Source organism: Dyella sp. SYSU CM1112, assembly GCF_058216415.1.
Genome location: NZ_JBZEGI010000009.1, coordinates 132,084 through 154,670 on the forward strand (window position 1 = coordinate 132,084; position 22,587 = coordinate 154,670).

The following is a 22,587-nucleotide window of genomic DNA, read 5'->3' on the forward strand; positions in this document are numbered from 1 at the left end:
TTCAATGATCTGTTCCCTGCGTGGCGGCAGCCGGAACGCTTTGGGTCGGAACGTTCCACCCGCTTACTTCGACCACTGGCATGGTTGTTCCCTGCGATGCGTATCGCGCGGTCAAAACCATCGACTCGCCGGGCCAAAGCGTGACGTCATTGTCATTCCACCGTATCGGCAGCGCAAGGTTGCCATGTGCACCGCGCCTGATCGACACGTGCTGAAACAGCGCCACGGCTTTGGAGGATGCAGGCACCGACAAGGTGACCGTCGTGACGTCATCGTTTCCCTCGCGCTGCGTGGTTGCGCGGACCACACTGGTCGCGGACGGCAGGGAGCGCAGCGCGGTCAGGTCCGCGTACTGCGTCAGCGGTGTGAGGTACCAGTTCGAACGCGCCCAGTCGAGCACATCCGGTCGCGTGGACAGCCAGTAGACGTTGCGACTGACTGGCTTACCGTCGGAAGAAGCGAGGTCAAGCTCGATGAAGTAGGTGCGAGATAGGCCGGCGATGGCCGGCAGCGTCACCAATGGCTGCGTGCGGTTCCCCGCGAGGTCGATGTTCTGCAGGTGTTTCTCGTAACGCACACTACCGTCCAGATTGCGTACACGGATATGCGCTTGCAGGTCATGGACACCTTCAAGTGTGTGGTTCACCAGCACGATGCCGTTCGAGTCGTAGGCATACTGGATGTGTACCCGCTCGTTGGCTTTCTTGGCGCCGAAATAGGCGCCGCCGGGATTCATGAAGTAGTCGTACAGATGCCAGTGCAACGAAGGCCACGCGTTGTTGAGCATCCAGTAGATCACGCCAGTTGCCGGCTGGGTGGCATCCATGTGTGCGTTGAACGCCTCGAACTGCGCGCGGACGTTGTCGTAGTTGTCGAGCTGGGCCTTGGCGACATAGTCGGCAAGGCTGGTGGGTGCGCCGTAGCGATGGGCCAGTGCTGTGTCGAACGGGGTCAACACAGCGAATGTCGACCAGTCCGCGGAGGCGTGGTATTGCCGCACCTCCGGATATTTCCATAGCGCTTCCTGCTCCTGCGGCGACAGCATGCGTAGCAGGTCTTCCAGCCGCGGGATGTCGGCGCCCGCACTGACCTCGGAATCGAAGCCAAACGCGCCGCCCAATTTGTCGGCGTACCAATAGGCTGGCGGTATCCATGCGTATGGGCCGGCCATCTTCATGCCGGAAGGGCCGGCTTCGGCGGTTCCCTGGTCGGCGGCTGCCGAGATGATGGGCAACGACCAATCCGCCGCGCGCAGCGTATTGACATACATCTTCGCAATAGGCGGCGGAGGCGCATTATCGCTGCCGATCAGGAAGCCGATCACCGATGGATGATTGCGCAGGAGGCGTGCTTCGCTGGCCATGGAGTCTTCGGCCACTTTCATGTCAGCAGCGCTCCAGGGTTCGCCGCCAGTCTTGGCCGCCGATTCCCATTTGTCGCAGCATTCCCAGCCCACCAGGATCAGAATGCCGTCGCGGTCGGCCAGATCGTAGAAACGCTGGTTTTCCAGCTTGCCTTCGCTGCGGATGGTGTTGAGGCCGAGATTGAGGATGTAGCTGAATTCGGCTTCCATGCGAACGGGGTTATCGCGCAGGAACATATCCGGCGCCCAGCCGCCGCCGCGGATCAGCACGGGTTTCCCGTTGATGAAGAACTGACGATAACCCTGCTTGGTCAGGCTCGAACTCACGCTGCGTATGCCGAACGTTGTCGCGGCCCGGTCGGAGGTTGCGCCATTGACCGTAGCAGTCATCTCAAGTTGGTATAGCGGATGTTCGCCCATGCCAACGGGCCACCAGATTTTCGGATGATCCAGCGCGAGGCCCGGTGTTGTCTTGGGCGAGAAAGAAACGATTTGTGTTTGTCCGGGCGCGAGATGGATGGTTTGTTGTACTGGAACGCCGGCTACGGTGCCGGTGATGGTCGCATCATGAGCTACCGCATCGAGGTTCTTCGCTTCCACTTTCACGTCCAGCGTGGCGCGGGAGAGATCGGGCAGCGACAGCGTTGAAAGAACCTGTGGAAAGCGCAACGCGACCGGTCCGGTCTGCATGATGTCCACGCCACGCCATGGGCCCATGTTGTTGTCCGGGGGCGTGGGGTTCCAGTCCACCCATCCCATCGACAGGCTCATTCGTGGATCAGCCGGATGCACGCGCATGGCGAGAATGTTGGCGCCTGCGTGTACCCAGCGCGTCACGTCGAACGCGTGCACGGGATAAGCTCCGGCGACATCGGCATGGTCAGCGACCAGATGCCCATTTATCCACACATCAGCGCTGGCGATCATGCCGTTGGTGCGCAACAGCGTATGCCGTCCTGCCACGTTCTTCGGCAGTATGAACTCGGCGCGGTACCACCACGGCGTCACAAAGAGGGTGCCGCTGGAGTCCGGCACTTGCACCGCACGCAGGTTGTCGCCGTAGAACACGTCGTTCTTGTACACGCCGTTTTCCAACAGTCCGGCCATGACCGTCGCCCGGCCGCTGACGGGGTACCACGCTTCGGTGGAGAAACCCGCAGAGGAGATGTCGGCACCGCTTTGCTGCGCTTTCGCGCTGTCTTGCATTTGCCAACGACCGATGGGGGTGATGGAACCGGCATCGATGCCTACCCGAGTGGGGGCATAGGTCGTTTGGGCGCGTGCGGCTGGCATGGCCGATAGCGCCATCGCGGCGATCGTCCAAAGTACGTACTTGGCTGGAGTTTGCATGGCGTCACTGTTTCTCAAGATAGGTTTCGCGTATTTCAACGGGAGCGAACGGCCAGGACCGGTTGAGCTTGGCCCATGCGGCAAATACCACGAGGCCAGCGACGATCCATATACCGGACAGGATCAGCGACAAGGTGGAGGCAGACACATACACATAGAGCCATCCCAGTAGCGCGATCACGCATGGCACGGGGTACAGCCATTGCTTGTACGGGCGCTCAAGATGGGGCTGCCGCTGGCGCAACACGACCAATGCGGCGATCTGCGCGATGGACTGCACGATGATGCTCGCGGCCAGCAGCATGTTGATCACTTCAGTCAGATCAAAAAACGTGCCGATGGCCGTCACCACGCCCATCGTGAGCAACGCCACGTGCGGGAAGCCGTGCTTGGCGTGAAGACGTCCAAACACGGACAGGAACACCTTGTCGTGCGCTGCCTGGAAGGGCACGCGCGAGCCACCTAACAGGCCGGTGTACACCGAGGCGAATGCAGTCACGATGATCAGGATGGTCATGATGGCGGCGGCCGAATGTCCCCAGCTACGTTCCACCACCAGCGAAGCCACCGACTTGGATCGGGCGATTTCCTGCCACGGCGCCACACCAAGCACGCTGATGTTGAGGAGCAGGTAGACAAACATCATCGCGATCACCGAGGCGATGATGGAGCCGGGCATCGTTCGGGCCGGGTTGCGCAATTCGTCGCCGATGTAGGCGGTGGTGTTGTAGCCGAGATAATCGTAAATGCCGATGATCAGCCCTGCGCCAAGTCCCAGGAAAAAGCGGCTGCCAAACGTGTCGGCCGGATACGCAAAGGCGAAGCTCGCATGGAAATGTGAGAAGCCTGCCGCCGCCACGCCGACGACGGAAACCAGCATGATGATCCACAATGCGATTGTGATCGCACGAACCGATTCGATGCGGCGATAGAGCAGCCAGGTGACGACGGCAGTCGCCGCCAGGCCAATGACGTGTACCGGCCACCAGCCCAAGTTGGGGAAAAAGAATTCCAAATACTCCACCATGCCGATGATGCCCGTGGACATCAGCAAGGGAATCGCCAGCAACATCGTCCAGATGAAAAGGAACGGCATCAGTTTGCCGGTGCGGTACTGGAACGCTTCGCGCAGGTAGACATAGGTGCCGCCGGAGCCGGGCATGGCCGCTCCGAGTTCGGCCCAGACCAGACCATCGGCCATGGCCAGGATGGCACCGGCGATCCAACCGATGACCGCCTGCGGACCGCCCATCGCAGCGACCATGATAGGAATCGTGATGAACGGCCCGATGCCGCACATCTGAGTCATGTTGATTGCCGTTCCCGAGAACAGGCCGATGGAACGATGAAAGGCGTTGTCGCGAACGTTCTGGGGCGCGTTGGAGTCCTGCATGCTTGCCTTGTCGTGGTGAGGTGCGAAGGGGACGGAATTGCACATGCTCAAGCGTTGTTGCTTCACGTCTTGCCGCGATCGGCACCTTCCCCTGCACGCTGGGGAGAGTGCCGATCACTGCAAGCCGTGAAGTAATGCTGCCATCGTCAAGCTCTGGCGATTACCACTGCCCCCGCACGCCCAACATGAACATGCGCTCGGAGAACGTCGAGTGGGCAGCTTGGTCAGGCCATACGAGGTAGTAATGCTGGTACTCGTTGGTGAGATTGGTGCCGTCCAGGAACACTTCGGCGTATTTGTTGAACTTGTACGAAATCGACGCGTCGAGATACTTCTGCGGCGCTTCGTACATCTCCATGCCGGTGATGCCGCCCACGCTGTCCATCACCGCTCGCCGCGAACGGTAGTTGTAGGCGAGGCGTGCCTGGAAGTGATCGCTTTGATACCAAAGGATAAAGTTGCCGGACTCGGTGGAGTTGTCCTGGAATGGAATTTTGTTGCCAGCCAAGTCCTTTTCGCCTGAGTTGCTTGGTGCATAGGTGGCGTTCACCTCTATGCCCGTCTTGGACAAAAGGCCCGGCAGGAAGGTAAAGCCTTGGCGATAATCGAACTCCGCACCCTGGATGCTGTTGCCGGTGCCCTGCACAGGTTCGGTGATGACAATGCAATGGTTGCGAACCACGCCGTCCTCGTCGGGCAGGGTGCAGTTGGTCACACTGCCGTCCTTGATGAAGCTTTCCACGTTGATGCGGAATAGGGCGAGGCTGAGCATGCTGGTCGGGTTGATGTAGTACTCCAGCGATGCGCCGTAGTTGGTGGAGCGCCACGGGTTGAGGTTCGGGTTGCCGGTCGATGTGCCATTGGCGACGCGGAAGATCGGACCCTGCGGCGTTTCCGCCAGCGAATAATTCAACTGCAAACCGCCGCCCCAGGTGCTGAGGTCAAGCGGCATCATGTTCTTGGAGGCGGCCAGTCGAAACTTCAGGCTGTCAGTTAGATCCAGCGAGAAGTTGGCCGATGGCAGCACGTCCTGATAACTGCGTTTGGTGAGGGACGTGCCGGCTTCGACAGGTTCGTCACCATACGCACCCGGGGCGCCACTCAAATACTGCGTGACGTTGAGATTGGTATGAATCATTCGTACGCCGACGTTGCCGCTGTAAGGCATGTCGCCGAGCGTGCCGTTGAAATCGGCCTGCAGATAGCCCGACAACTCCTTCAGTTGCACGGCCCAGGTCGTTCCCGGCTCACCCACCTCGACGGTATCGGGGTAAAGCGATTTCCAGTACGAAACGGGATTGATCATGGCGTTGGGATCGACCGCCCAGAAATTGATGCCCGAGCCAAGCAGGTCGGTGTATTCCTTCCAGTTGCCTGACAGTGGTGCAGCGGTTTTGGGCATCTGCAACGCGGATAGCGGTCCTGCCCGGTAGTAACCCAACGCGTTGCCAGCGGTGCAGGAGCCACTGTTCAAGACCACGTCGGCACCGACATAGCGCACCAGACATCCATTCGGATCGCTGGCGCCCATGCCTGCATAGACCGGTGTTTCCAAGGTCCAGCCGATGTTGCTGGCATTACGGATGCTGTTGCGCACACCGAATTCGAGCTTGATACCGTCCTGGAAATCGAATTGCCCGTCGAAGCGCAATGCATTCAGTGCCACTTTGCGGTTGTAGTCGCCGGAGGACTCCAGTGTCTTCATCGTCCAGCCGTTGGGGTTGGCGAAATCAGCAGCTAGCGAGGGAGGCATGCTGACCGTGATGTAGCGGCCACCGAAGTTCGCGATGATCGGTACCGTGTTCTGCGGAACGCCGTTGGCGTTGAACACGCGGTTGCCGCCCAATTGCGCCGGATAGACGAAGGTGCCGGGCGGCACGGCGCTGTCGGGTACGCCGGGCATCAGCACGTTAGGCCACAAGGCGCCGTCGGAATCGGAGATGTTGAGGTCGGTTTCAACGTTCGACTGAGACGCCGTGTCATGGATGCCGCGCACGCTTGCCGTGAACGGGCCCCCGTTGTCGTAATCCAACTGCAGGTTGAAGTTCTTCGCAACGGAGCTTTTCTGGATGATCTGCGAATACGACTCCACGTCGCCCGGCCACTTCTCATATACCTGCGTGGTATAGATCTGCGAGCCCTGCCAACCTGGTTCCGGCGTGCCGTAGGAACCAAGGGCGGGGCTGCCGGTATCGCGCGATTGCAGCGGCACGTAGGTCGCACCCTGCCAGTTAGTGGAGTTGAACTGGATGCCGACATTGCGATCGAACTCGCGTTGTTGCGAGTAGAAGTAATCGCTGGTCATGGTCAAGCCGTTGCCCAGGTCCATCTGGAACGACGCATTGCCGGACTTGCGCTTGCGCTGGGTCGTGATGTCGTTGAGGCCGATGTCCTGGCTGCCCATGAAGACGCCGTTGGACTTGCCGTCGCCATTGACGTCCACGCTGCCGTCGGCGTTCTGCACGATCTTCGACGGGATCGGTGCGCCGTTCCACGGGGTCAGGAAACCGTTGTAGCCGCCCGCACTTGCCGCGTTCTCGCCATTGAGCACGACGCCGTACTGGTCGAGGCCCTCGGTTGAGTTCACTCGGGTGGTGTTGGAGAAATCGGCAGCGACCAGCAGGCCCCAGCGGCCATGGTCGTTGTACGAAATAAGGCCGTTGCCCTCGGGTCCCCATTGCCGCGTAGTGGTGCCACGCTCTCCATCGGCGGAATAGCTGTAGGTGAATCCGCTGGGGAGATCCCAGGGGCGATAGGTGTGCAGGTCGATGGCACCACTGATGCCGCCATCGGTTTCGTTGGCGGTGGATGATTTGACCACGTCCACACTGTGGAACAAGGTGGACGGTAACATGGTGAAGTCAGGCTGCTGCGAGTCGATCTGGTCCGCCGTGATGAATACTTCGCCGTTCAACATGGTGCCGACCTGCGGCAGGCCGCGTACGTCCACCGAGGTACCCACGCCAGCGTCACGGTTGATCTGCACGCCGGTCACACGCTGCAGCGAGTCGGTAATCGTGGTGTCAGGCAACGCGCCGATGTTTTCCGCCGTGATGCTGTCCTGAATATTTGGAGCCTCGCGTTTCAGATCAATGGCACGCATCTGCGATGCGCGCACACCGGAGACAGACACGGTCGACAAGGTGAGTGCGTTCTTCTGCGCGTCATTGCCATCGGTTTTCTTGGTGTCGGATTTCTTGGTATCGGTTTTTTTGGCGCCGGGTGACGCCTGTGCCGTTTGCGTTGTGCTGGCCTGCGTTGCCTGGCCGCTTGCCTGGGTGTCGGCGAATGTCGACGCTGCAGCCGACGTCGACACGATAGCGAACAGCGACATGGTGATGCCGAATGACAGTGGATGCTTGCGAAGTACAGTGGACATGCGCTTTAGCCTCGTTGGTATTACCTGTCGAACTTCAGGTGCTCCGTGGTATTTCAAAAACGATGCGGCCCAGCGGTGCCTGCCAGTTCGCACGCCGTTGTGATGCAACTTCTCGATGTCCCCAAACTTGGCCTCGTGCCAAGGTGAACTACTTGTTTCCACTGCCCAGGACGCGCGCCCCGTGCAGCGCTTATTTCAAAAACGTCAACCGCGCCAATGCCCACTGGCCACGGCGCGGATCGCCAGTAGCAAAGATGCATAGGTTGCGAACGCCGGCCCCCACCGGCATGGCAACGCTTGCGTCAAGACGACTCTGCCCCGGTGCTTGTTGCATCGCGCTATCCAACGGCAAGCGGGCGAGCAGGGTTCCTGTGCAAGAATCGACATGAATCTCGAACTCGCCAGCCGCGTTGGACGCATGGCGTACCACTGCGTCCTTGGCCTCATCGCCGAAGCGCCATGCGATGCGCTCGACGGTGATCGCGACATGTGTGATGCCATGCAGCGGCACGTGCGCCCACAGCCAGCACATGTTGCCGATATCTACCGAATAGACCGGGCTTGGTCCATGGGCCGGCTTGTTACCTTCCAGTCGAGAAGCCGGCTGCTTGGAGCAGGTTGCAAGCGCATTGCTGTCGCGGCTCAGCACCGTTGTTTCATCCAGCCGCTGCGTGCGCGGCGTGGCGAGTTCGAAGCCATCTGGTGCAAACGTTGCGGCGCGTACGGTTGCGTTGCCCGAGAGTGTGAGCGGCCGTGCGTAGGGTGTGGATTGGTGGGTCGGCTCGGAACCATCCGTCGTGTAACGGATCGTTCCGAATGGCGCCTGGTTGGATATCTCGATCCGGAACGTGCCGTTGCCGGTCGCCTCTACCTGGAAGGCGGGTGCGAACGCACTGTCGGCATAGTCGATGCCGAGTGCGCGGTAACGCGCCAGTTCGGCCGGCATGCGACGCAGAAAGGCGTTCCAGTCGTGTGCGCTCGACGGCGACCAGCCAAGCTCCGACAGCGCGGCGATGCGCGGGAACACCGCATGCTGGTCGTGCGCAAAGGTAAGCATCTGCTCGGTCCAAAGACCGGCCTGCACGCCGATGATGCGCTTGGCTTCGGTTGTGCTTGCACCGTTCGGGATGACGATCGTGTCATAGGCTTGCCGCAATGTTGCGGCGGGCGGCGGACCCGCCCATTCGTCGGGTAGGTCGGATTGATAGTGATCGAAGTACAGCGATTCCTGTGGTGTCATGACCACGTCGTGGCCTTGCTTGATAGCGGCGAGCGCCACACGTTCGTTGTCGTTACCGTGCCACGACATCACCACGGCCGATGCGGGAAGCGTTGCGCCGGCGACCAGTTCGTCGTCCCAGCCAACTGGCGTGCGCCCGTGTTTGACGAGATACGCGGCGACCTGATTCGTAAACCAGCCCTGTAGCTGATCCATGTTCGCCAGGCCCAGCCTGTGCATCTGCGCGCGCAAGTCCGGCGATGCGTTCCATTGCTGCTTGTCGGCTTCGTCACCGCCGATCGAGATGTATCGGGAGGGGAAAAGCCGCATCACCTCATCGAGCACATTGTCGACAAACTGCAAGGTCTTTTCGTCGGGCTTGAGCAACCATGGGCTGACGCCCCAGTCGGTCCACACCGGTGGGCGTTTGCCCGTGACGCCCAGCCACGGATAGGCGGCGATGGCTGCCTGCGAATGGCCGGGAAGATCGATTTCCGGCACCACCTCCACATAGCGCTCGGCGGCATACCGCACAATGTCGCGCGCCTCGGCCCCTGTATAAAACCCGCAATAGGGCAGGTGGGACGAGCCGGTCAGTTCGCTATCGAGGCCCGCCGCCTTGCGGCATGCGCCTATTTTCGTGAGCTCGGGATACTTGGGGATCTCAAGACGCCAACCTTGGTCTTCAGTCACATGCCAGAGCAACACGTTCAACTTGTTCAGCGACATCCAGTCGATCAGCTTCTTGATGTCTGCCACGCTCTGGTAGTGCCGCCCGGAGTCGAGCAACAGCGCGCGCCACGCGAAACGCGGGTGATCGTCGATGACGCCATCGGCAACTTCGACGGGCGCGCCACGTGTCCATCCGGGTGGCGTCAGCAACTGCCACAAAGTGACGCTGCCGTAAAAAGCACCGCGCGGTGTACGCGCTGTGACCAGGATGCCGCGGTCATTCACCGTGATGCGATAACCGGCTTCGCCCGCGACATCAGCGCTTGGATTCACATCGAACGTGATCGCAGGATGCGCGGCTCCCGTCGTCGCCATGCGCAAGTGCAAGCCGTTGATGTCGGCCACACGTTGTACAAACCGTTCGGCGATGGACTGCGCTTGTTGGCGTTGCGCACCGCGCACCGAGACTATCGCACCATCCGCGATGTCGACGGCGCCTGATCCGGCAGGGCTGACCATGGCCGGCTGCGGCAGCAACGACCACTTGGGAACGGTGGCTGCCGCGTGGGCCGCACTCGTGATCGCCAGGCACGCGATGACCAGGCAACGGAAAAATGTGGATGTCGCGATAGGGCTCATGCGCCCACGTCACCTGCTACGGCAGGCCGTAGCGCTCCAGACAAGCGATGCTTGAGGTACCACTGGGCCGCGCCCTGCACACCGTGGCGGCCGTGCTCGGTCACCCATACCGGCACTTGCGACAGCAGCGCGCGCGCGCTGCGTCCATGCAGGAATCGCTCCTCGAAAGCGCTGTGCTTGAGCAGTTCAAAGATGGAAGACAAGAAGCCGCCGGCGAGATACACGCCGCCTGTGGCCATGAACGCCATCGCGAGATTGCCAGTAAAGCTTCCCAGCGAGGCACATAAAATTTCCACCGCTTCCACGGCTTGCGCATCGCTGTGGGCAACAGCTGCCAGTGTGATGGCTTCGGGCGTCGCCAGCTTCGGCGTTTCCCCGTGCAACGTACACAGGCTTGTGTAGACGGTCAGCAGGCCGGGGCCCGACACGATGTGTTCAAACGCTATGTAGCCACCTTGCGGTGCCAACTGCGCCAGAATCTCGCGTTCGCGCACCGAATTCGGTGCGTAATCCATCTGGCCAGCTTCTGTCGTCAATACGATGCCGCCGGCAGGACCGGGAACATGTGCCGCTGCACCGAGGCCAGTGCCGGGTCCGATCACTAAGGTCGGCCCCCTTGAAGGCGTGTCCGGTCCGCAAAGGTGGCGGCCGTCGTCAACAAGAGAGCCATTGAGCGCATAGGCCAGCGCCTCAAAGTCATTGAGTACAGCAACTTCATCCAGGCCAAGCGTGTGACGCAATTGCGTCAGATGGATGGGCCAGGCGAGGTTGTCGTTCACGACTTCGTTGCCCATGATCTGCCCCGCGCAGGCGAGCACGCAGTGCTTCACGGGGACTTGTACGTCAGCATCGACAAAGGCTTGCAACAGCTCCGACAGTGTCTGGAACGCCGCACACGCGAACACTCGGTAGGCGAGCGTTTCGATCCCCCGAGTCCCGTCATGCGAGGTACGCATCAACGCAACACGCGCATGCGTGCCGCCAATATCGGCCGCCAAAAACGGCATCGCCACTATCCCCGCCATCCGATCCGAATGGTCCATTGCCACGTTCAGCGCACCCCTCGCTGTGGAACTGTTACCAGCGTGTAACGTAATTGACACCGGTGTCAAGCGGTGGCGCAACATGTTACGAAAAGGCCTGGGGGCGTCACTGCAGCACAGGTGCTTGTTACTTCACCGGGTAACGGACGAATAAAATCCGCGACGATGCGCTTGTAAAAAATTCCGTCCGATTGCGACTCACCTGATAGTAAGCCCACGGATTCCGGACCATGCCGACGAGCGATGTACGCTTCCAGCGCCTGCTGGACGACAATCAAGGACGTCTCGAACGGCTGGCCCGGCAATATGCCGATCCGGCCGACTGGCAGGACCTACTGCAAGACATCCACGTGCAGTTATGGCTGAGCCTGGACAGCTTCGACGGCCGCGCCCAATTATCCACCTGGGTTTACCGGGTAGCCTTGAACACGGCCATCAGCCATCGCCGCAAGCCCCGCATGCCGCTGGGTGGCGAGATTTCCAACCATCTTGGCGATAGCGGCGCAACGCATGATTCGCTGGATGTATTGCGTGAGTTTCTCGCATCGCTGGGTGCCGTCGACCGCGCCTTGTTGCTGATGGATCTGGAAGACATGACGCGCGAGCAGATCGCCGAGGTGATGGGACTCAGCTGCGGCGCCGTCGCCGTGCGCATGACCCGCCTGAAACAGCAATTCAGCCAGCGCTACCTGGAGCCCTAAGCCATGAGCTGGAAAGATCTCCAAGATCAGTGGAAGCGCACTACGGTAACGCCGCTATCTGCCTCCACTGTCCAAGATACGCTTCGTCGCGCACAACGATTGCGGCGACGAATCCTGTGGCGCGATGGTGTGGAAACCGTCGTCGCCCTTGCGATGATGCCAATCGTATTCGGTTGGCTACGCGATGCTGTGCACGCGGGCCTGTTGCTGATGGAAGCATCGGCGGCGCTTCTGCTTGCATGGTTGTTCTACGTGCCATGGCGATTGTGGCGTGCGCGGCGCCTTTTGCCCCGCAACGATCCCGGCTTGCCCCTGTTGCGCTATCTGGAACTCCAGAAGCAAGCCATGCTGGCGCAAGCGCGCATGCTTGAGCAGATCGTATGGTGGTACATCGCGCCCTGCATGGCGGGCATCGCCGGCCTGACCGTGGGTAAACACGGATTGACGCGTGGTGTGCTTATCTATCTCGCCATAGTGCTTGCGTTTTGCGTTGTCATCGAACGTCTGAACAAGCGCGCCGCCAAGCACAATTTCCGCCGACGCGTGGCTGATATCGAGGCAACGTGCCGCGAACTCGTCGCGTTGGAAGCGACCTCCGAAGCTGCTCATTCTTCAACAGGGAATCCATGATGAACCGTAAGCTGATCGCCACTGTTTTGCTTGCCGCAGCGGGTTCTGCCAGTGCAGCATCTCCAGCGCTGCCTCCACGCGTCGAGGCGGCGGTGCAACAGCGCGTCAAGGATGGGGAATATCCGGCCCTGGTGATTGCCGTGGTCGATGGCGGTCAGAGTGCCATCTACACGTACGGGAAACTTTTCGACGGCAAAGCCCCAACGGCCGATACGGTATTTGAGATCGGTTCGATCACAAAAACATTTACGGCAACCTTGCTCGCCGAGGCGGTGATAAAGAACGAGCTGCGCCTGGATCAACCGGTTGCCAGTTTGCTGCCGGATTTCCATATACCTGTGCGTAACGGAAAACAGATCACGCTAGGCGAGCTGGCGATGCAGGATTCCGGGCTTCCTCGCATGCCCACTAATTTCCATCCTGCCCATATGGACGATCCTTACGTCGACTACGGCCTGGATCAGCTGAAAGCTTTCCTTGCGACGTATGCGCTGCCGCGCGATCCCGGAGCGAAATACGAGTATTCCAACCTCGGCGCGGCACTGCTTGGCTACGCATTGGGTCGCCACGCCGGGACCGGTTACGACAAGCTCGTGCAAGAGCAGATCTTCGTTCCTCTCGGCATGAACAGCAGTGCCATCACCGACAATGCGACCATGCAAAGCCACCTCGCACGGGGACACGACGCTGCCGGTAAACCCGTTGGCAGCTGGAATCTGAACCTATTCGCGGGCGCAGGTGGCATTCGCAGCACGGGCAGTGACATGTTGCGCTATCTGAAGGCGAACATGGGGCTGACTCCCACGGCTTTATATGCCGCAATGCAATTGGCACAAACCGCACGCACCTCAGGTCCGGGGCCCGAGAACAAAATCGGTTTGATCTGGATGACCCAACATGGACCAGATGGCGACGTCATCTGGCACAACGGCATGACGGGTGGCTACGCGAGCTTCATTGGATTCACGGCTGACCGCCGGTACGGCGTCGTCATACTGACTAATACGGCAACGGTCGTCGATGATTTGGGCTTTGCAACACTGCGTGCCGGTTGGCCACTGGCTCCCGCGCATAAGAACGTTTCGTTATCGACACAGTTGCTTGACGAGTACCAGGGTGCGTATCGGCTGTCCCCTAAGATGCTGCTTACCGTGTTTCGCGAAAACGATCATCTGGTGGTGCGAGCGACAGGTCAAGGCGCTCTCCCGTTTTACGCAAGTGACAAGGACGAATTCTTCACCAGCATCGGCGACATCCGCATCAGCTTCAAACACGACGCCCAAGGCAAGGTGGACGCCTTGGTGCTGCATCAGCATGGCGATCACACTGCTCCGAAACTGAGCATCGCCGAGGTCGATGCCCTTCGCGGCAACAAGGAAATAGCCATCGATCCGGCGACGCTTGGCAGCTACGCGGGACGGTATCAATTGGCGCCCAACGCCATCTTTGTGGTGACTGTGCAGAACGGTCAGCTGATGGTGAAGCTTGGCGACCAGCCAACCTTTCCGGTCTACCCCAGCGCGCATGACACGTTTTTCTACCGGGTGGTCGATGCAAAAATTGACTTTGAGCGCGATGAGAAAGGCCGTGTCAATGCACTCATCCTGCATCAAAATGGCGCGGATCGGCGCGCCCCCAGGATGGGCATGTAGCGGCAGTCAAACAGCGCAGGAAGCACAGACGGTCGCTTCATTCAGGCCCGTCAGGATCTTTACGAAAGCTGGAGGCCGTCGAGGCGGTGTCCTAAGTGCCTTGCTGGAAATGGATGAGCGTGCCTTCCTAAAAGGGGGCACGCTCATCTTGTTTCTCTAGGAACGTTGCATACCTCATCCATGACGCATGCGTGCGGGTCGGATAATCAGCCGCTGACCCACTGCGCTGCGGCAGCGTTTGCAAAGTTGCGATACGAACGTGGCACATGGCCAAGAAGACGCGTGAGTCGTGCAAGGTCTTCGCTGCTTGCGGCAGCGCCATCGGATTGGTAGCGATCGAGCATCAGGCGAAGATCCAAGGCATGCCAGGCGGGCATCATCGTCTTCATGCGTTTCTCGAGAGTTGTCGTGTCATTGCCCGCATACCGAATCTGTCGGCCTAGCGCTTCACTCCATATGTTCGCGACATCCGTGCCTGACAATACATCGGGGCCGACCAGCGCATACGCTTCGCGAGGAAGCGAAGTCGCAGCACGTTCACGCCGTAATAGTTCCCATGCGGCGGCTTCGGCGATATCTCGAATGTCGACCATGGATATGCCTTTGTCGCCAATAGGCATTCCATAGACGCCGGCACTCAATAACGGGTCTTTCTGGCGTAAATCGTTCTGAATGAAGTAAGCCGGACGGAGTGCCGTAACGGGCAGGTCGAGCGCTTCGATCATTCGCTCCACCGTATGCTTGCTCGCAAAGTGCGGCACGTCGGCGTAAGTGTCGCCCTTATAGACGGAAAGGTAGACGATGCCTTTGACGCCAGCCTCCTGCGCGACCGTTAGTGCTTGCATCGCCTGGGTCAATTCGTCAGCGACGTTCGGCACAAGCAAGAAAAGAGTGCTGATACCTTTTAGCGCCGCACGAAAGGAATCGACGTCTGCGAGATCACCGGCTACCGCGGTAACGCCAGAGGGAAATTGTGCTTTGTTCGGCGAGCGCGTAAGGCCACGAACCTCGATACCCGAACCGCTCAGTTGATTCAGGACCTGGGAACCGATGGTTCCCGTGCTACCCGTAACCAAGATGCTCATGAATGAAAATCCTCGTTGTGTGTGGTTGAAGGACGGCGTGCACACACGGTAGGTGGTTTCACTTTTGGCGAGAAGATGCCAATAATTAGACATCTCGTCTCATTTTTGGAACACCCATATGGACCTTCTGGCGCTTACTGATTTCGCGTTGGTCGCTACCCACGGCGGCTTCGGAAGGGCAAGCCGCGTCTCCGGTCGGTCCAAGGCCACGCTCTCGCGGCGTGTGTCCGAGCTGGAACAAAGCCTCGGCGTACGCCTCATTGAACGCGGTACCCAGAGTCTTCGTTTGACGGATGAAGGACGAGTGCTCCATGAACGTACGCATGGACCTCTCTCGGAGATTGCAGAAGCTGAGGAAGCCATAACGCTGGGTGCATCCATACCGCGCGGAAGACTTCGGGTGAGTGCGCCACTCGTGCTTGCGCACGTCGCACTGGGCTTGGTCAGCGCGCGCTTTGCTTTGGAGTATCCCGAAGTGCAGCTCGAAGTTGTCGCCGACGATCGAATCATGGATCCCGTCGAGGATGGCTTCGATCTCGTCATACGTGTCGATCCGTCGCCTGACGAACGTCTTGTTGGTCGGCGTATCCTCGACGATCAGCGCCTGATCGTTGCGCACCCGGATATTGCGATGCCAACCGCATCCGCCGATAGCGAAGAGGCGCCTTCCGTCAAAGCTGTGCTTATGTCGAAGGCATCCCCTGATCTGGTTTGGCAATTTCATACAAGCGCAGGCGATGAAGGACGCATCAAGCTTGCACCTGCGCTGCGACTCTCATCATTATTGATGATTCGCGACGCCGTGCTGGCGGGTGCAGGTGTAGCTATGTTGCCCAAGCTGCTAGTTGAAGAAGACATCAAGTCTGGACGCTTGGCACATTGGGGAACGGATGCACATCCGCCTGTGGAAATTTGGGCATTGCGAAATTCGCGTCGCCTGGTCGGTGCGAAAGTTCGAGCGTTTCTCGATGTGCTCGAGCAAGCGTTTCCTGGAAGGACATTTGTACGATCTGCGTAATCGAGCGCAATACCGATACTTTTCGCCGAATCGCAGAAGCGTGAGGAGATACAAAACTTATCGGATGCCTTTGAAGTGCCTTGCCTTTGTCGAGCTCAAGCGTTAGGTATCTTCCGCCATGGTTTTCAGGTTTGGGCTGACGATTAGGGCGGGTTATCGCGGGTAGGAAAGAGCGAATTGCGATCCGACGTAGCCGATTTGCATCGGCGACATCTTCAGGGGAAGGCGTTTTCGGGTGCCCATTCTGTTCCTGGGCTCTCACTTGTTATCTCTCGATGGCTACGCATTTACCTCGTAGGGTATGTGTCTGGTCTGTTGATAAGGTTTTGCCACTTACCAAACGCTGCGGGCTCATGCGCAAGTTGAAGTTGTCGCAGGTGGAATCCGACGCGTTCGCTTATGCACTGCTGCCTGGATGCCACGGTGGCTCTGAACCTTAGGAGGTTTTTGGGCTTTCATAGCCTAGCCGCTGCCGGAGCCGTGGCGTTGCAAAATCCAGGAATGCACGCAATTTCAACGGTACGTGGCGCTGTCCTGGATACACCAGGTTGGCGGGCATGGGTGTTGGTTCGAATGGCTGGAGTAGCCGTACCAACGCCCCCGATTTCAATGGTTCGGCAACCTGGTCTGATAACACGCGCGCAATGCCGGCGTCGGCGATGGCGGCAATCACGGCGGCTTCCGCCGAATTCATGATAAGTCGCGATGACACCTGCACCCATTGAGAGGTCGGGCCGATGCGAAAATCCCATCTGTCTGCGGCGGCATAGCCCACGTAGGTAATGCACTCGTGAGAGATAAGATCGTTCGGCTCCTTGGGGATACCGTGCGATGCAAGGTAGGCAGGGCTTGCGCAAAGTACGCGACTGATAAGTGCGATGCGGGTGGCGATGATGTCGCTATCCGGAAGTTCGCCCAGACGTACGGCAACATCGATGTGTTCCTCGAGCAAGTTGCTGACGCGATCGCTCAATTGGATGCGTGCGCGAATCTCTGGATAAGCCTGCAGAAACTCGACCAACACGGGGACGACATGGTGGCGACCGATGACTAGCGGCGCGCTGATGACCAGTTCTCCCTGCGGCGCTCGGTACTCGCCGGTTGCGGTGCGCTCGGCCTCCGTGATGTCTTCCAGGATGCGCCGGCATGAGGCGACGTAATCGCGACCTGCATCGGTCAACGTGAGCGTGCGCGTACCTCGCAGCACTAATCGAACGCCGAGGTGCTCTTCCAATTCCGATACACGCCGACTCACAGTGGCCAGCGGAATGTGCAGTTGGCGACTGGCTGCAGAAAGGCTGCCGGAGTCCACCGCCGTGATCAGGATTCGCATGGCTTCGAGTCGGTCCATAGCCTCTCATCAGTGGAAGGGTCCCTACCAAATTTACCGGCTAGTGGCTTGATCCGGAAGGGTCTAATTTCTCGCGCATCCGGCCAGCTCATGAAGCAAACGTTCCTGGTGATGACCGGTATCTCTGGCAATACACAAGCCAATCACACGAAGCATTGAGGAATCTGTCATGAAAAAGATCGAAACGGTCCGCTACACCGGCCTGACCCATACCAAGGTCAACCGTGATCCCGCCCTTCAGCGCGGGGAGCACGGCGTCGTGGACATGAAGCTGTCGACACCGGGTGGAAAAAACTATGAGTTCATCGCCGCCGAGCTGCATCCCACCGCCGAGCAGTTGTTCGCTGGGGCATGGTCGGCCTGCTGGATCTCCGCCCTGGGTATCGCAGCCTCCTTGAAGAAGGTCACGTTGCCGGAAGACACGACGGTGAACATCCAGGTCAGCATCGGCGAGAACGGTCCTGCGTGGGTGCTCGGCGCCAAATTCATTGTCCGCATTCCGGGCGTGGAGCAGGCCGTTGCGGAAGCGATTGCCCATTCGGCTCACCAAATATGCCCTTACTCACAAGCGGTGAAAGGCAATATTGAAGTCGCAATGGACGTTGTCACGGCATGAAGCGTAGCCAAGTCGGTTTATTGCGCCATCAGCGATGAACCGGCTAACGGTCGACTCAACCGAGTTTTCAATGTCCTCCTCCAATCCCCTGTAAGGAATGAATCATGAAAAAGATCGAAAAAGTCCACTACACCGGCGAGACCCTCACCAAGGTCAACCGTGATCCCGCTCTTCAGCGTGGCGAGAACAGCGTTGCCGACATCAAGTTGTCGGCTGTGGGTGGAAAGAACTACGAGTTCATCGCCGCCGAATTGCACCCCACGGCCGAGCAGTTGTTTGCAGGCGCATGGTCGGCTTGCTGGATCACCGTCCTGAATATCGTCGCCTCGATGAAGAATATCGTGCTGCCGGAAGATACGACGGTGGATCTGCAGGTCAACGTCGGCGAGAACGGACCGGCGTGGGTCCTTGGCGCCAAATTCACGCTTCGCATTCCGGGCATGGACCAGGCCGCAGCGGAAGCGCTTGCCCATTCAGCTCATCAATTCTGCCCATATTCCCAGGCAACGACAGGCAATATCGAGGTTGTTACGGAAGTAATCACGGCATGAAGCATACCAAGCCGGTTCGTCGTGCCAATGGCGACGAACTGGCTCACGGCGAGCTTAAAAACGACGCTTCCCGTTTTTCTAACACTCTTGGGGTTTCTTATGAAAATTGAAAATGCCACTGTTCTTGTCACCGGAGCCAATCGCGGACTCGGCCTGGTATTTACGCGCGAGTTGCTCGCACGTGGCGCACGCAAGGTCTACGCCGGCGCACGTGATCCGGCAACCATTACGCAATCCGGTGTGCAACCGCTGCGGCTTGATGTTACCCATCCACATGATGTCGCTGCAGCCGCAGAACTGGCGTCAGATGTGACGCTTGTGATCAACAACGCCGGCATCGCGCAGACCGGAGGCTTTCTCGCTCCGGACAGCGAAGAAGTCACGCGACGCATTTTCGAAACCAACTTTTTCGGCATGTTGCACATGAGCAAGGCCTTTGCACCGATTCTCAAGGCCAACGGTGGTGGCGCGTTGCTCAATGTGCTGTCGGTTGTCTCGTGGGTGACTGGCTCAATGGCTGCCTATTCGGCGAGCAAATCTGCCGCATGGTCACTCACCAATGCATTGCGTCTCGAACTGGCGGCACAGAAGACGCAGGTGCTTGCACTGCATATGGGTTTTGTCGATACGGATCTTGCACGTGGATTCGACGCACCGAAGTCCAGTGCTGAAGAGATCGTCAAGCGCGCGCTCGACGGACTCGAATCGGGCCTGGATGAGGTGCTGGCCGATGAACGCAGCCAGCAAGTGAAGCAAGGCCTGACGGCGGCTCGGCCCATCTACCTGCCGCAAAACACCTGAAACAGATATTCGATCGCCGGGTCCGCCCTCTGTCGACAACAAGCTTCAAGCCATTTGCACTTTCTGAGGAGCTGTCATGCTTTTCGAACCTCTCACTACCATGTCGATTCAATTAGCCAATCGCGCGGTGATGGCACCGATGACACGCAATCGCGCCGTCGACGCCAATACGCCCAATGCGCTGATGGCCGAATACTACGGCCAGCGCGCTTCGGCAGGCCTGATCATCACCGAGGGTACTTCACCTTCACCCAACGGCCTCGGCTATGCACGCATGCCTGGGCTCTTCAATGATGCGCACGTGCGCGGATGGAAGACAGTCACTGATGCAGTCCATGCAAAGGGCGGCAAGATCTTTGTGCAGCTCATGCATTCGGGGCGTGTATCACATGTGGCGAACATGCCTGCGGGTGCGGAAGTATTCGGCCCGACGGCCGATGCATCCCCCGGCCAGATGTACACCGACGTGCTGGGCATGCAGCCACGCAGCACGCCGCGGGCGATGAGCAAATCCGACATCGCTCATGCCGTCAGTGAATATGCGAAGTCAGCTCAACTCGCTATCGAAGCGGGATTCGATGGTGTCGAGTTGCACGCCGCGAACGGTTACCTGATCGAGCAATTCCTGAACGCCAACATCAATCAGCGTGCCGACGACTACGGCGGCAGCACCGACGGCCGTAATCGCTTCGCACTCGACGTTGCGCGTGCCACCGCTACTGCCATTGGTGCACATCGCGTCGGCATCCGACTGTCACCCTACGGTGTGTTCAATAACACGGGCGCGTTTCCCGGCATCGAAGCGCAATACGTGGCACTCACTCAGGAGCTGTCGAGACTTGGCTTGCTGTATGTTCATGTGCTGGATCATTCGGCCATGGATTCGTACATGGGTGCACCGCCGGTGCCGGCCGAATTCAAGTTACGGCTTCGCGCTGAATTCCAAGGTTTGTTTATCCTTGCAGGCGGCTTCGATCACAAAAGTGCTGAAGATGCGCTCAAGGCGGGGCATGCAGACCTCATCGCTTTCGCGCGCCCGTTCCTCGCCAATCCTGACCTGGTGGAACGCATGCGCGCAAATGAGACGCTGAATGCCGTAGACATGACTACTTTGTACACCCCGGGCCCCAAGGGTTACACCGACTATCCGACGCGAACGGCCTGATTGGCGCTGAGTTATAAATGTGCCAGGCGATGATCGGTAGGGCTGGTTGTTCGAGGCATCGTTGACTGCTCGAACGCAGGCAAGCATCTGCCGAGGTTCAATTCAAAGTAACTTTTTAATCACACTACTAGATAGTTTTGCGTGTGCTCTTCAACCATTGCAATTGAGAGAAGCCCATCCATGAACGTTACGCAAACACTTGTCGAAGAAACGGCAAGTGAGAGGATGAAATCATTACACGTCGCATGAGTTTTAAGATCGCTATCAGAAGCAATGGGCCAAAATTCGTCCGCCGAGCGACGTATTGTTAGTGCCCCGGTTTTAGCAATGCAGCGGGAGACACCGCGATCGACTCCTCGCATGTTAGGAAGGTTCCGGAAGGTCTGTTGCGAGTGCTCTACATTGCTGAGACGGAAGCATTTCCGAAAGAGAGAATGATTCCGCACATGCATTTACAAAGCCTCGCTTGCTGATTTTATCAAGCCAAGAACGCCACGCCATGCGCCTACTCGGATGAGCGCCACGCTCAAGTGAAGAGGCCATTGTCGCCACAGCTGAGAGCCTGATCCGGCTTGTTCCTGCCCAGATCAGCTATGTCATGGGCGATCAGGGCAAGTCATTGGAGGTAAGATTCGGCTGCGCGGATCCCAAACAGAGATCTTGATATGAACGTACGCGACCAAATCAAAAGCTATATCGAAGCTCAGCCAGAGCCAAAACGAACCGAGATGCAGGAGCTTCATCGCATCATTCTTGGCCTCATGCCGCACTGTAAATTATGGTTTCTCGACGGCAGGGATGAAAGCGGCAAGGTAGTTTCAAATCCGAATATCGGTTATGGAGCGCAGACCATAAAGTATGCCGATGCAAAAAACAGGGAGTTCTATCAGATCGGCATGAGTGCAAATACAACAGGCATATCCGTCTACATTATGGGGGTCAAAGACAAAAAATACCTGGCCGAGAACTATGGAAAAAAGATCGGTCAGGCAAGCGTAACTGGATATTGCATCAAATTCCGGACACTAAGAAATATAGACGTTGATGTTCTCGTAGATGCAATGCGATATGGGGTTGAACAGACGCGCGCCTAATGATCCATTGAAGCTGACACCGCTTCGCGCCGCGGGTTAACGCCAGTGCCAGGTATTTGCTGCCATGGCTTTGAAGTTTGGGCTGGCGAGTCGACTGTGTTATCGAGGGTAGGAAGTATCTGTTGCTTCGGCTGCTAATCAAATAACTTGTTCGATGTTTTGGCAATCAGGTGACCTTGATGCCGAGCGCCCTCAAGTTCGATAGCACTTGGGTGACGTTGGCCTTGACCACCGGCGACGGTCGTGGCGCCATGGTGAATTCCTGTTCAATGTTTGCGTTGATGAAGAGGGGCTTTCATCCCGAACAACAGGGTGTGCCGAAATGGACGCGGCGGCAAGTGTCAGTCCTTGAGCAACAAGTCTGGGCTAGCTCGGCTGACGTCGTTGCATCCGGTCAGAGTCATTCCGACCCGTAGCTCTTCTCTGAGGATATCCAACATATCTCGCACCCCAGGTCTTGGCTCTCATTATTTTTCCGCTACGTCGGGCATGATTTGCCCCATTTCCATAGCCTGGCTGGGAGAGACTTCTTGTATGCCGATGACGATCTGATCGTCAGGTGCGGCGGTCGCCGTTTGAAAAATTCGCCAAAGATTCGTCAACAGGCCTTTCTTGTATTCGGTCGATCTTCCGGTACGAATCAAAAGCGTAAGCGCGGCAGTAGATGCCACTTCGCCGGCAGTGAATCCGTCACCAGGCGAGAAATCTTGGAACACGATGTGCACCCAATTTGCAGGAACACCCGCATACTCGGAATGAAAAGATGTGAGTTCCTTGGCCAAGCGATGCTTGGCCTGGGCATCAAGCATTCCTTTCTGCGTGGTTAGCGTGTAGAGAGGCATGCGTTTTGATCGATAAGTGGGAT

Annotated in this window: 18 protein-coding genes; 9 read left to right on the top strand and 9 right to left on the bottom strand. The window is 58.4% G+C overall.

Features of this window, described 5'->3' with window-relative positions; genetic code table 11:
- Window position 1 precedes the first annotated feature (1 nt).
- The 5 genes from AC4HNJ_RS13975 to AC4HNJ_RS13995 all read right to left on the bottom strand — a co-directional run bounded on the left by AC4HNJ_RS13975 (window position 2) and on the right by AC4HNJ_RS13995 (window position 11,022).
- Entirely contained in the window at window positions 2-2,713 is a 2,712-nt protein-coding gene (locus AC4HNJ_RS13975; RefSeq protein WP_490480199.1) for a glycosyl hydrolase 2 galactose-binding domain-containing protein, read from the bottom strand.
- 4 nt (window positions 2,714-2,717) lie between these two features.
- Window positions 2,718-4,151 carry an APC family permease gene (locus AC4HNJ_RS13980; RefSeq protein ID WP_490480200.1) on the bottom strand — a complete coding sequence of 478 codons (1,434 nt, stop codon included), beginning with the start codon at window positions 4,149-4,151 and terminating at the stop codon, window positions 2,718-2,720.
- Between the two features lie 115 nt (window positions 4,152-4,266).
- Complete coding sequence (locus AC4HNJ_RS13985) at window positions 4,267-7,485, bottom strand: TonB-dependent receptor (RefSeq protein ID WP_490480201.1); 3,219 nt, start codon at window positions 7,483-7,485, stop codon at window positions 4,267-4,269.
- Between the two features lie 190 nt (window positions 7,486-7,675).
- Window positions 7,676-10,015, bottom strand: coding sequence for a beta-N-acetylhexosaminidase (locus AC4HNJ_RS13990; protein WP_490480202.1), 2,340 nt, complete (start codon window positions 10,013-10,015; stop codon window positions 7,676-7,678).
- Window positions 10,012-11,022: a glucokinase gene (locus AC4HNJ_RS13995; protein ID WP_490480203.1), complete on the bottom strand. Its 1,011-nt coding sequence runs from the start codon at window positions 11,020-11,022 to the stop codon at window positions 10,012-10,014. The genes AC4HNJ_RS13990 and AC4HNJ_RS13995 overlap by 4 nt, the downstream gene beginning before the upstream one ends.
- A gap of 266 nt (window positions 11,023-11,288) precedes the next feature.
- Between AC4HNJ_RS13995 and AC4HNJ_RS14000 the strand changes: the two genes are divergently transcribed.
- From AC4HNJ_RS14000 to AC4HNJ_RS14010, 3 genes are read left to right on the top strand one after another with little or no spacing between them, the layout of a single operon-like run.
- Window positions 11,289-11,759 (top strand): RNA polymerase sigma factor, encoded by a 471-nt coding sequence (locus AC4HNJ_RS14000; protein ID WP_490480204.1) that lies wholly within the window; start codon window positions 11,289-11,291, stop codon window positions 11,757-11,759.
- 3 nt (window positions 11,760-11,762) lie between these two features.
- Window positions 11,763-12,389: a hypothetical protein gene (locus tag AC4HNJ_RS14005; protein ID WP_490480205.1), complete on the top strand. Its 627-nt coding sequence runs from the start codon at window positions 11,763-11,765 to the stop codon at window positions 12,387-12,389.
- Window positions 12,389-14,041 carry a serine hydrolase gene (locus AC4HNJ_RS14010; protein WP_490480206.1) on the top strand — a complete coding sequence of 551 codons (1,653 nt, stop codon included), beginning with the start codon at window positions 12,389-12,391 and terminating at the stop codon, window positions 14,039-14,041. The genes AC4HNJ_RS14005 and AC4HNJ_RS14010 overlap by 1 nt, the downstream gene beginning before the upstream one ends.
- 206 nt (window positions 14,042-14,247) lie before the next feature.
- Here the strand turns inward: AC4HNJ_RS14010 and AC4HNJ_RS14015 are convergent, their stop codons facing one another.
- Window positions 14,248-15,126, bottom strand: coding sequence for an SDR family oxidoreductase (locus AC4HNJ_RS14015; protein ID WP_490480207.1), 879 nt, complete (start codon window positions 15,124-15,126; stop codon window positions 14,248-14,250).
- Between the two features lie 118 nt (window positions 15,127-15,244).
- Here AC4HNJ_RS14015 and AC4HNJ_RS14020 point away from each other — a divergent pair, with 118 nt between their 5' ends.
- Window positions 15,245-16,144 carry a LysR family transcriptional regulator gene (locus AC4HNJ_RS14020; protein WP_490480208.1) on the top strand — a complete coding sequence of 300 codons (900 nt, stop codon included), beginning with the start codon at window positions 15,245-15,247 and terminating at the stop codon, window positions 16,142-16,144.
- Window positions 16,145-16,580: 436 nt separating this feature from the next.
- Here AC4HNJ_RS14020 and AC4HNJ_RS14025 read toward each other — a convergent pair whose 3' ends face one another.
- Entirely contained in the window at window positions 16,581-17,495 is a 915-nt protein-coding gene (locus tag AC4HNJ_RS14025; protein WP_490480209.1) for a LysR family transcriptional regulator, read from the bottom strand.
- A gap of 169 nt (window positions 17,496-17,664) precedes the next feature.
- On the opposite strand from AC4HNJ_RS14025, the gene AC4HNJ_RS14030 reads away from it, so the two are divergent.
- The 5 genes from AC4HNJ_RS14030 (at window position 17,665) to AC4HNJ_RS14050 (ending at window position 21,722) form a co-directional block, all read left to right on the top strand.
- Window positions 17,665-18,111, top strand: a complete 447-nt coding sequence (locus tag AC4HNJ_RS14030) for an Ohr family peroxiredoxin (protein WP_490480210.1) — start codon at window positions 17,665-17,667, stop codon at window positions 18,109-18,111.
- A gap of 104 nt (window positions 18,112-18,215) precedes the next feature.
- Complete coding sequence (locus tag AC4HNJ_RS14035; protein ID WP_490480211.1) at window positions 18,216-18,662, top strand: Ohr family peroxiredoxin; 447 nt, start codon at window positions 18,216-18,218, stop codon at window positions 18,660-18,662.
- A 99-nt stretch (window positions 18,663-18,761) separates the two neighbouring features.
- Complete coding sequence (locus AC4HNJ_RS14040; RefSeq protein ID WP_490480212.1) at window positions 18,762-19,463, top strand: SDR family oxidoreductase; 702 nt, start codon at window positions 18,762-18,764, stop codon at window positions 19,461-19,463.
- Window positions 19,464-19,539: 76 nt separating this feature from the next.
- Complete coding sequence (locus AC4HNJ_RS14045) at window positions 19,540-20,628, top strand: alkene reductase (protein WP_490480213.1); 1,089 nt, start codon at window positions 19,540-19,542, stop codon at window positions 20,626-20,628.
- Between the two features lie 665 nt (window positions 20,629-21,293).
- Window positions 21,294-21,722, top strand: a complete 429-nt coding sequence (locus AC4HNJ_RS14050; RefSeq protein ID WP_490480214.1) for a hypothetical protein — start codon at window positions 21,294-21,296, stop codon at window positions 21,720-21,722.
- A gap of 341 nt (window positions 21,723-22,063) precedes the next feature.
- Here the strand turns inward: AC4HNJ_RS14050 and AC4HNJ_RS14055 are convergent, their stop codons facing one another.
- Together AC4HNJ_RS14055 and AC4HNJ_RS14060 are read right to left on the bottom strand one after the other, a co-directional pair.
- Entirely contained in the window at window positions 22,064-22,171 is a 108-nt protein-coding gene (locus tag AC4HNJ_RS14055) for a hypothetical protein (protein ID WP_490480215.1), read from the bottom strand.
- 18 nt (window positions 22,172-22,189) lie between these two features.
- The gene (locus AC4HNJ_RS14060; protein ID WP_490480216.1) at window positions 22,190-22,564 is read right to left on the bottom strand and encodes a tautomerase family protein; all 375 of its coding nucleotides are present in this window, start codon (window positions 22,562-22,564) and stop codon (window positions 22,190-22,192) included.
- Window positions 22,565-22,587 lie beyond the last annotated feature (23 nt).

Coding starts and splice junctions, on each gene's coding strand:
- AC4HNJ_RS13975 (WP_490480199.1), bottom strand. CDS start 2,713: ATGCAAACTCCAGCCAAGTACGTACTTTGGACGATCGCCGCGATGGCG.
- AC4HNJ_RS13980 (WP_490480200.1), bottom strand. CDS start 4,151: ATGTGCAATTCCGTCCCCTTCGCACCTCACCACGACAAGGCAAGCATG.
- AC4HNJ_RS13985 (WP_490480201.1), bottom strand. CDS start 7,485: ATGTCCACTGTACTTCGCAAGCATCCACTGTCATTCGGCATCACCATG.
- AC4HNJ_RS13990 (WP_490480202.1), bottom strand. CDS start 10,015: ATGAGCCCTATCGCGACATCCACATTTTTCCGTTGCCTGGTCATCGCG.
- AC4HNJ_RS13995 (WP_490480203.1), bottom strand. CDS start 11,022: ATGCCGTTTTTGGCGGCCGATATTGGCGGCACGCATGCGCGTGTTGCG.
- AC4HNJ_RS14000 (WP_490480204.1), top strand. CDS start 11,289: ATGCCGACGAGCGATGTACGCTTCCAGCGCCTGCTGGACGACAATCAA.
- AC4HNJ_RS14005 (WP_490480205.1), top strand. CDS start 11,763: ATGAGCTGGAAAGATCTCCAAGATCAGTGGAAGCGCACTACGGTAACG.
- AC4HNJ_RS14010 (WP_490480206.1), top strand. CDS start 12,389: ATGAACCGTAAGCTGATCGCCACTGTTTTGCTTGCCGCAGCGGGTTCT.
- AC4HNJ_RS14015 (WP_490480207.1), bottom strand. CDS start 15,126: ATGAGCATCTTGGTTACGGGTAGCACGGGAACCATCGGTTCCCAGGTC.
- AC4HNJ_RS14020 (WP_490480208.1), top strand. CDS start 15,245: ATGGACCTTCTGGCGCTTACTGATTTCGCGTTGGTCGCTACCCACGGC.
- AC4HNJ_RS14025 (WP_490480209.1), bottom strand. CDS start 17,495: ATGGACCGACTCGAAGCCATGCGAATCCTGATCACGGCGGTGGACTCC.
- AC4HNJ_RS14030 (WP_490480210.1), top strand. CDS start 17,665: ATGAAAAAGATCGAAACGGTCCGCTACACCGGCCTGACCCATACCAAG.
- AC4HNJ_RS14035 (WP_490480211.1), top strand. CDS start 18,216: ATGAAAAAGATCGAAAAAGTCCACTACACCGGCGAGACCCTCACCAAG.
- AC4HNJ_RS14040 (WP_490480212.1), top strand. CDS start 18,762: ATGAAAATTGAAAATGCCACTGTTCTTGTCACCGGAGCCAATCGCGGA.
- AC4HNJ_RS14045 (WP_490480213.1), top strand. CDS start 19,540: ATGCTTTTCGAACCTCTCACTACCATGTCGATTCAATTAGCCAATCGC.
- AC4HNJ_RS14050 (WP_490480214.1), top strand. CDS start 21,294: ATGAACGTACGCGACCAAATCAAAAGCTATATCGAAGCTCAGCCAGAG.
- AC4HNJ_RS14060 (WP_490480216.1), bottom strand. CDS start 22,564: ATGCCTCTCTACACGCTAACCACGCAGAAAGGAATGCTTGATGCCCAG.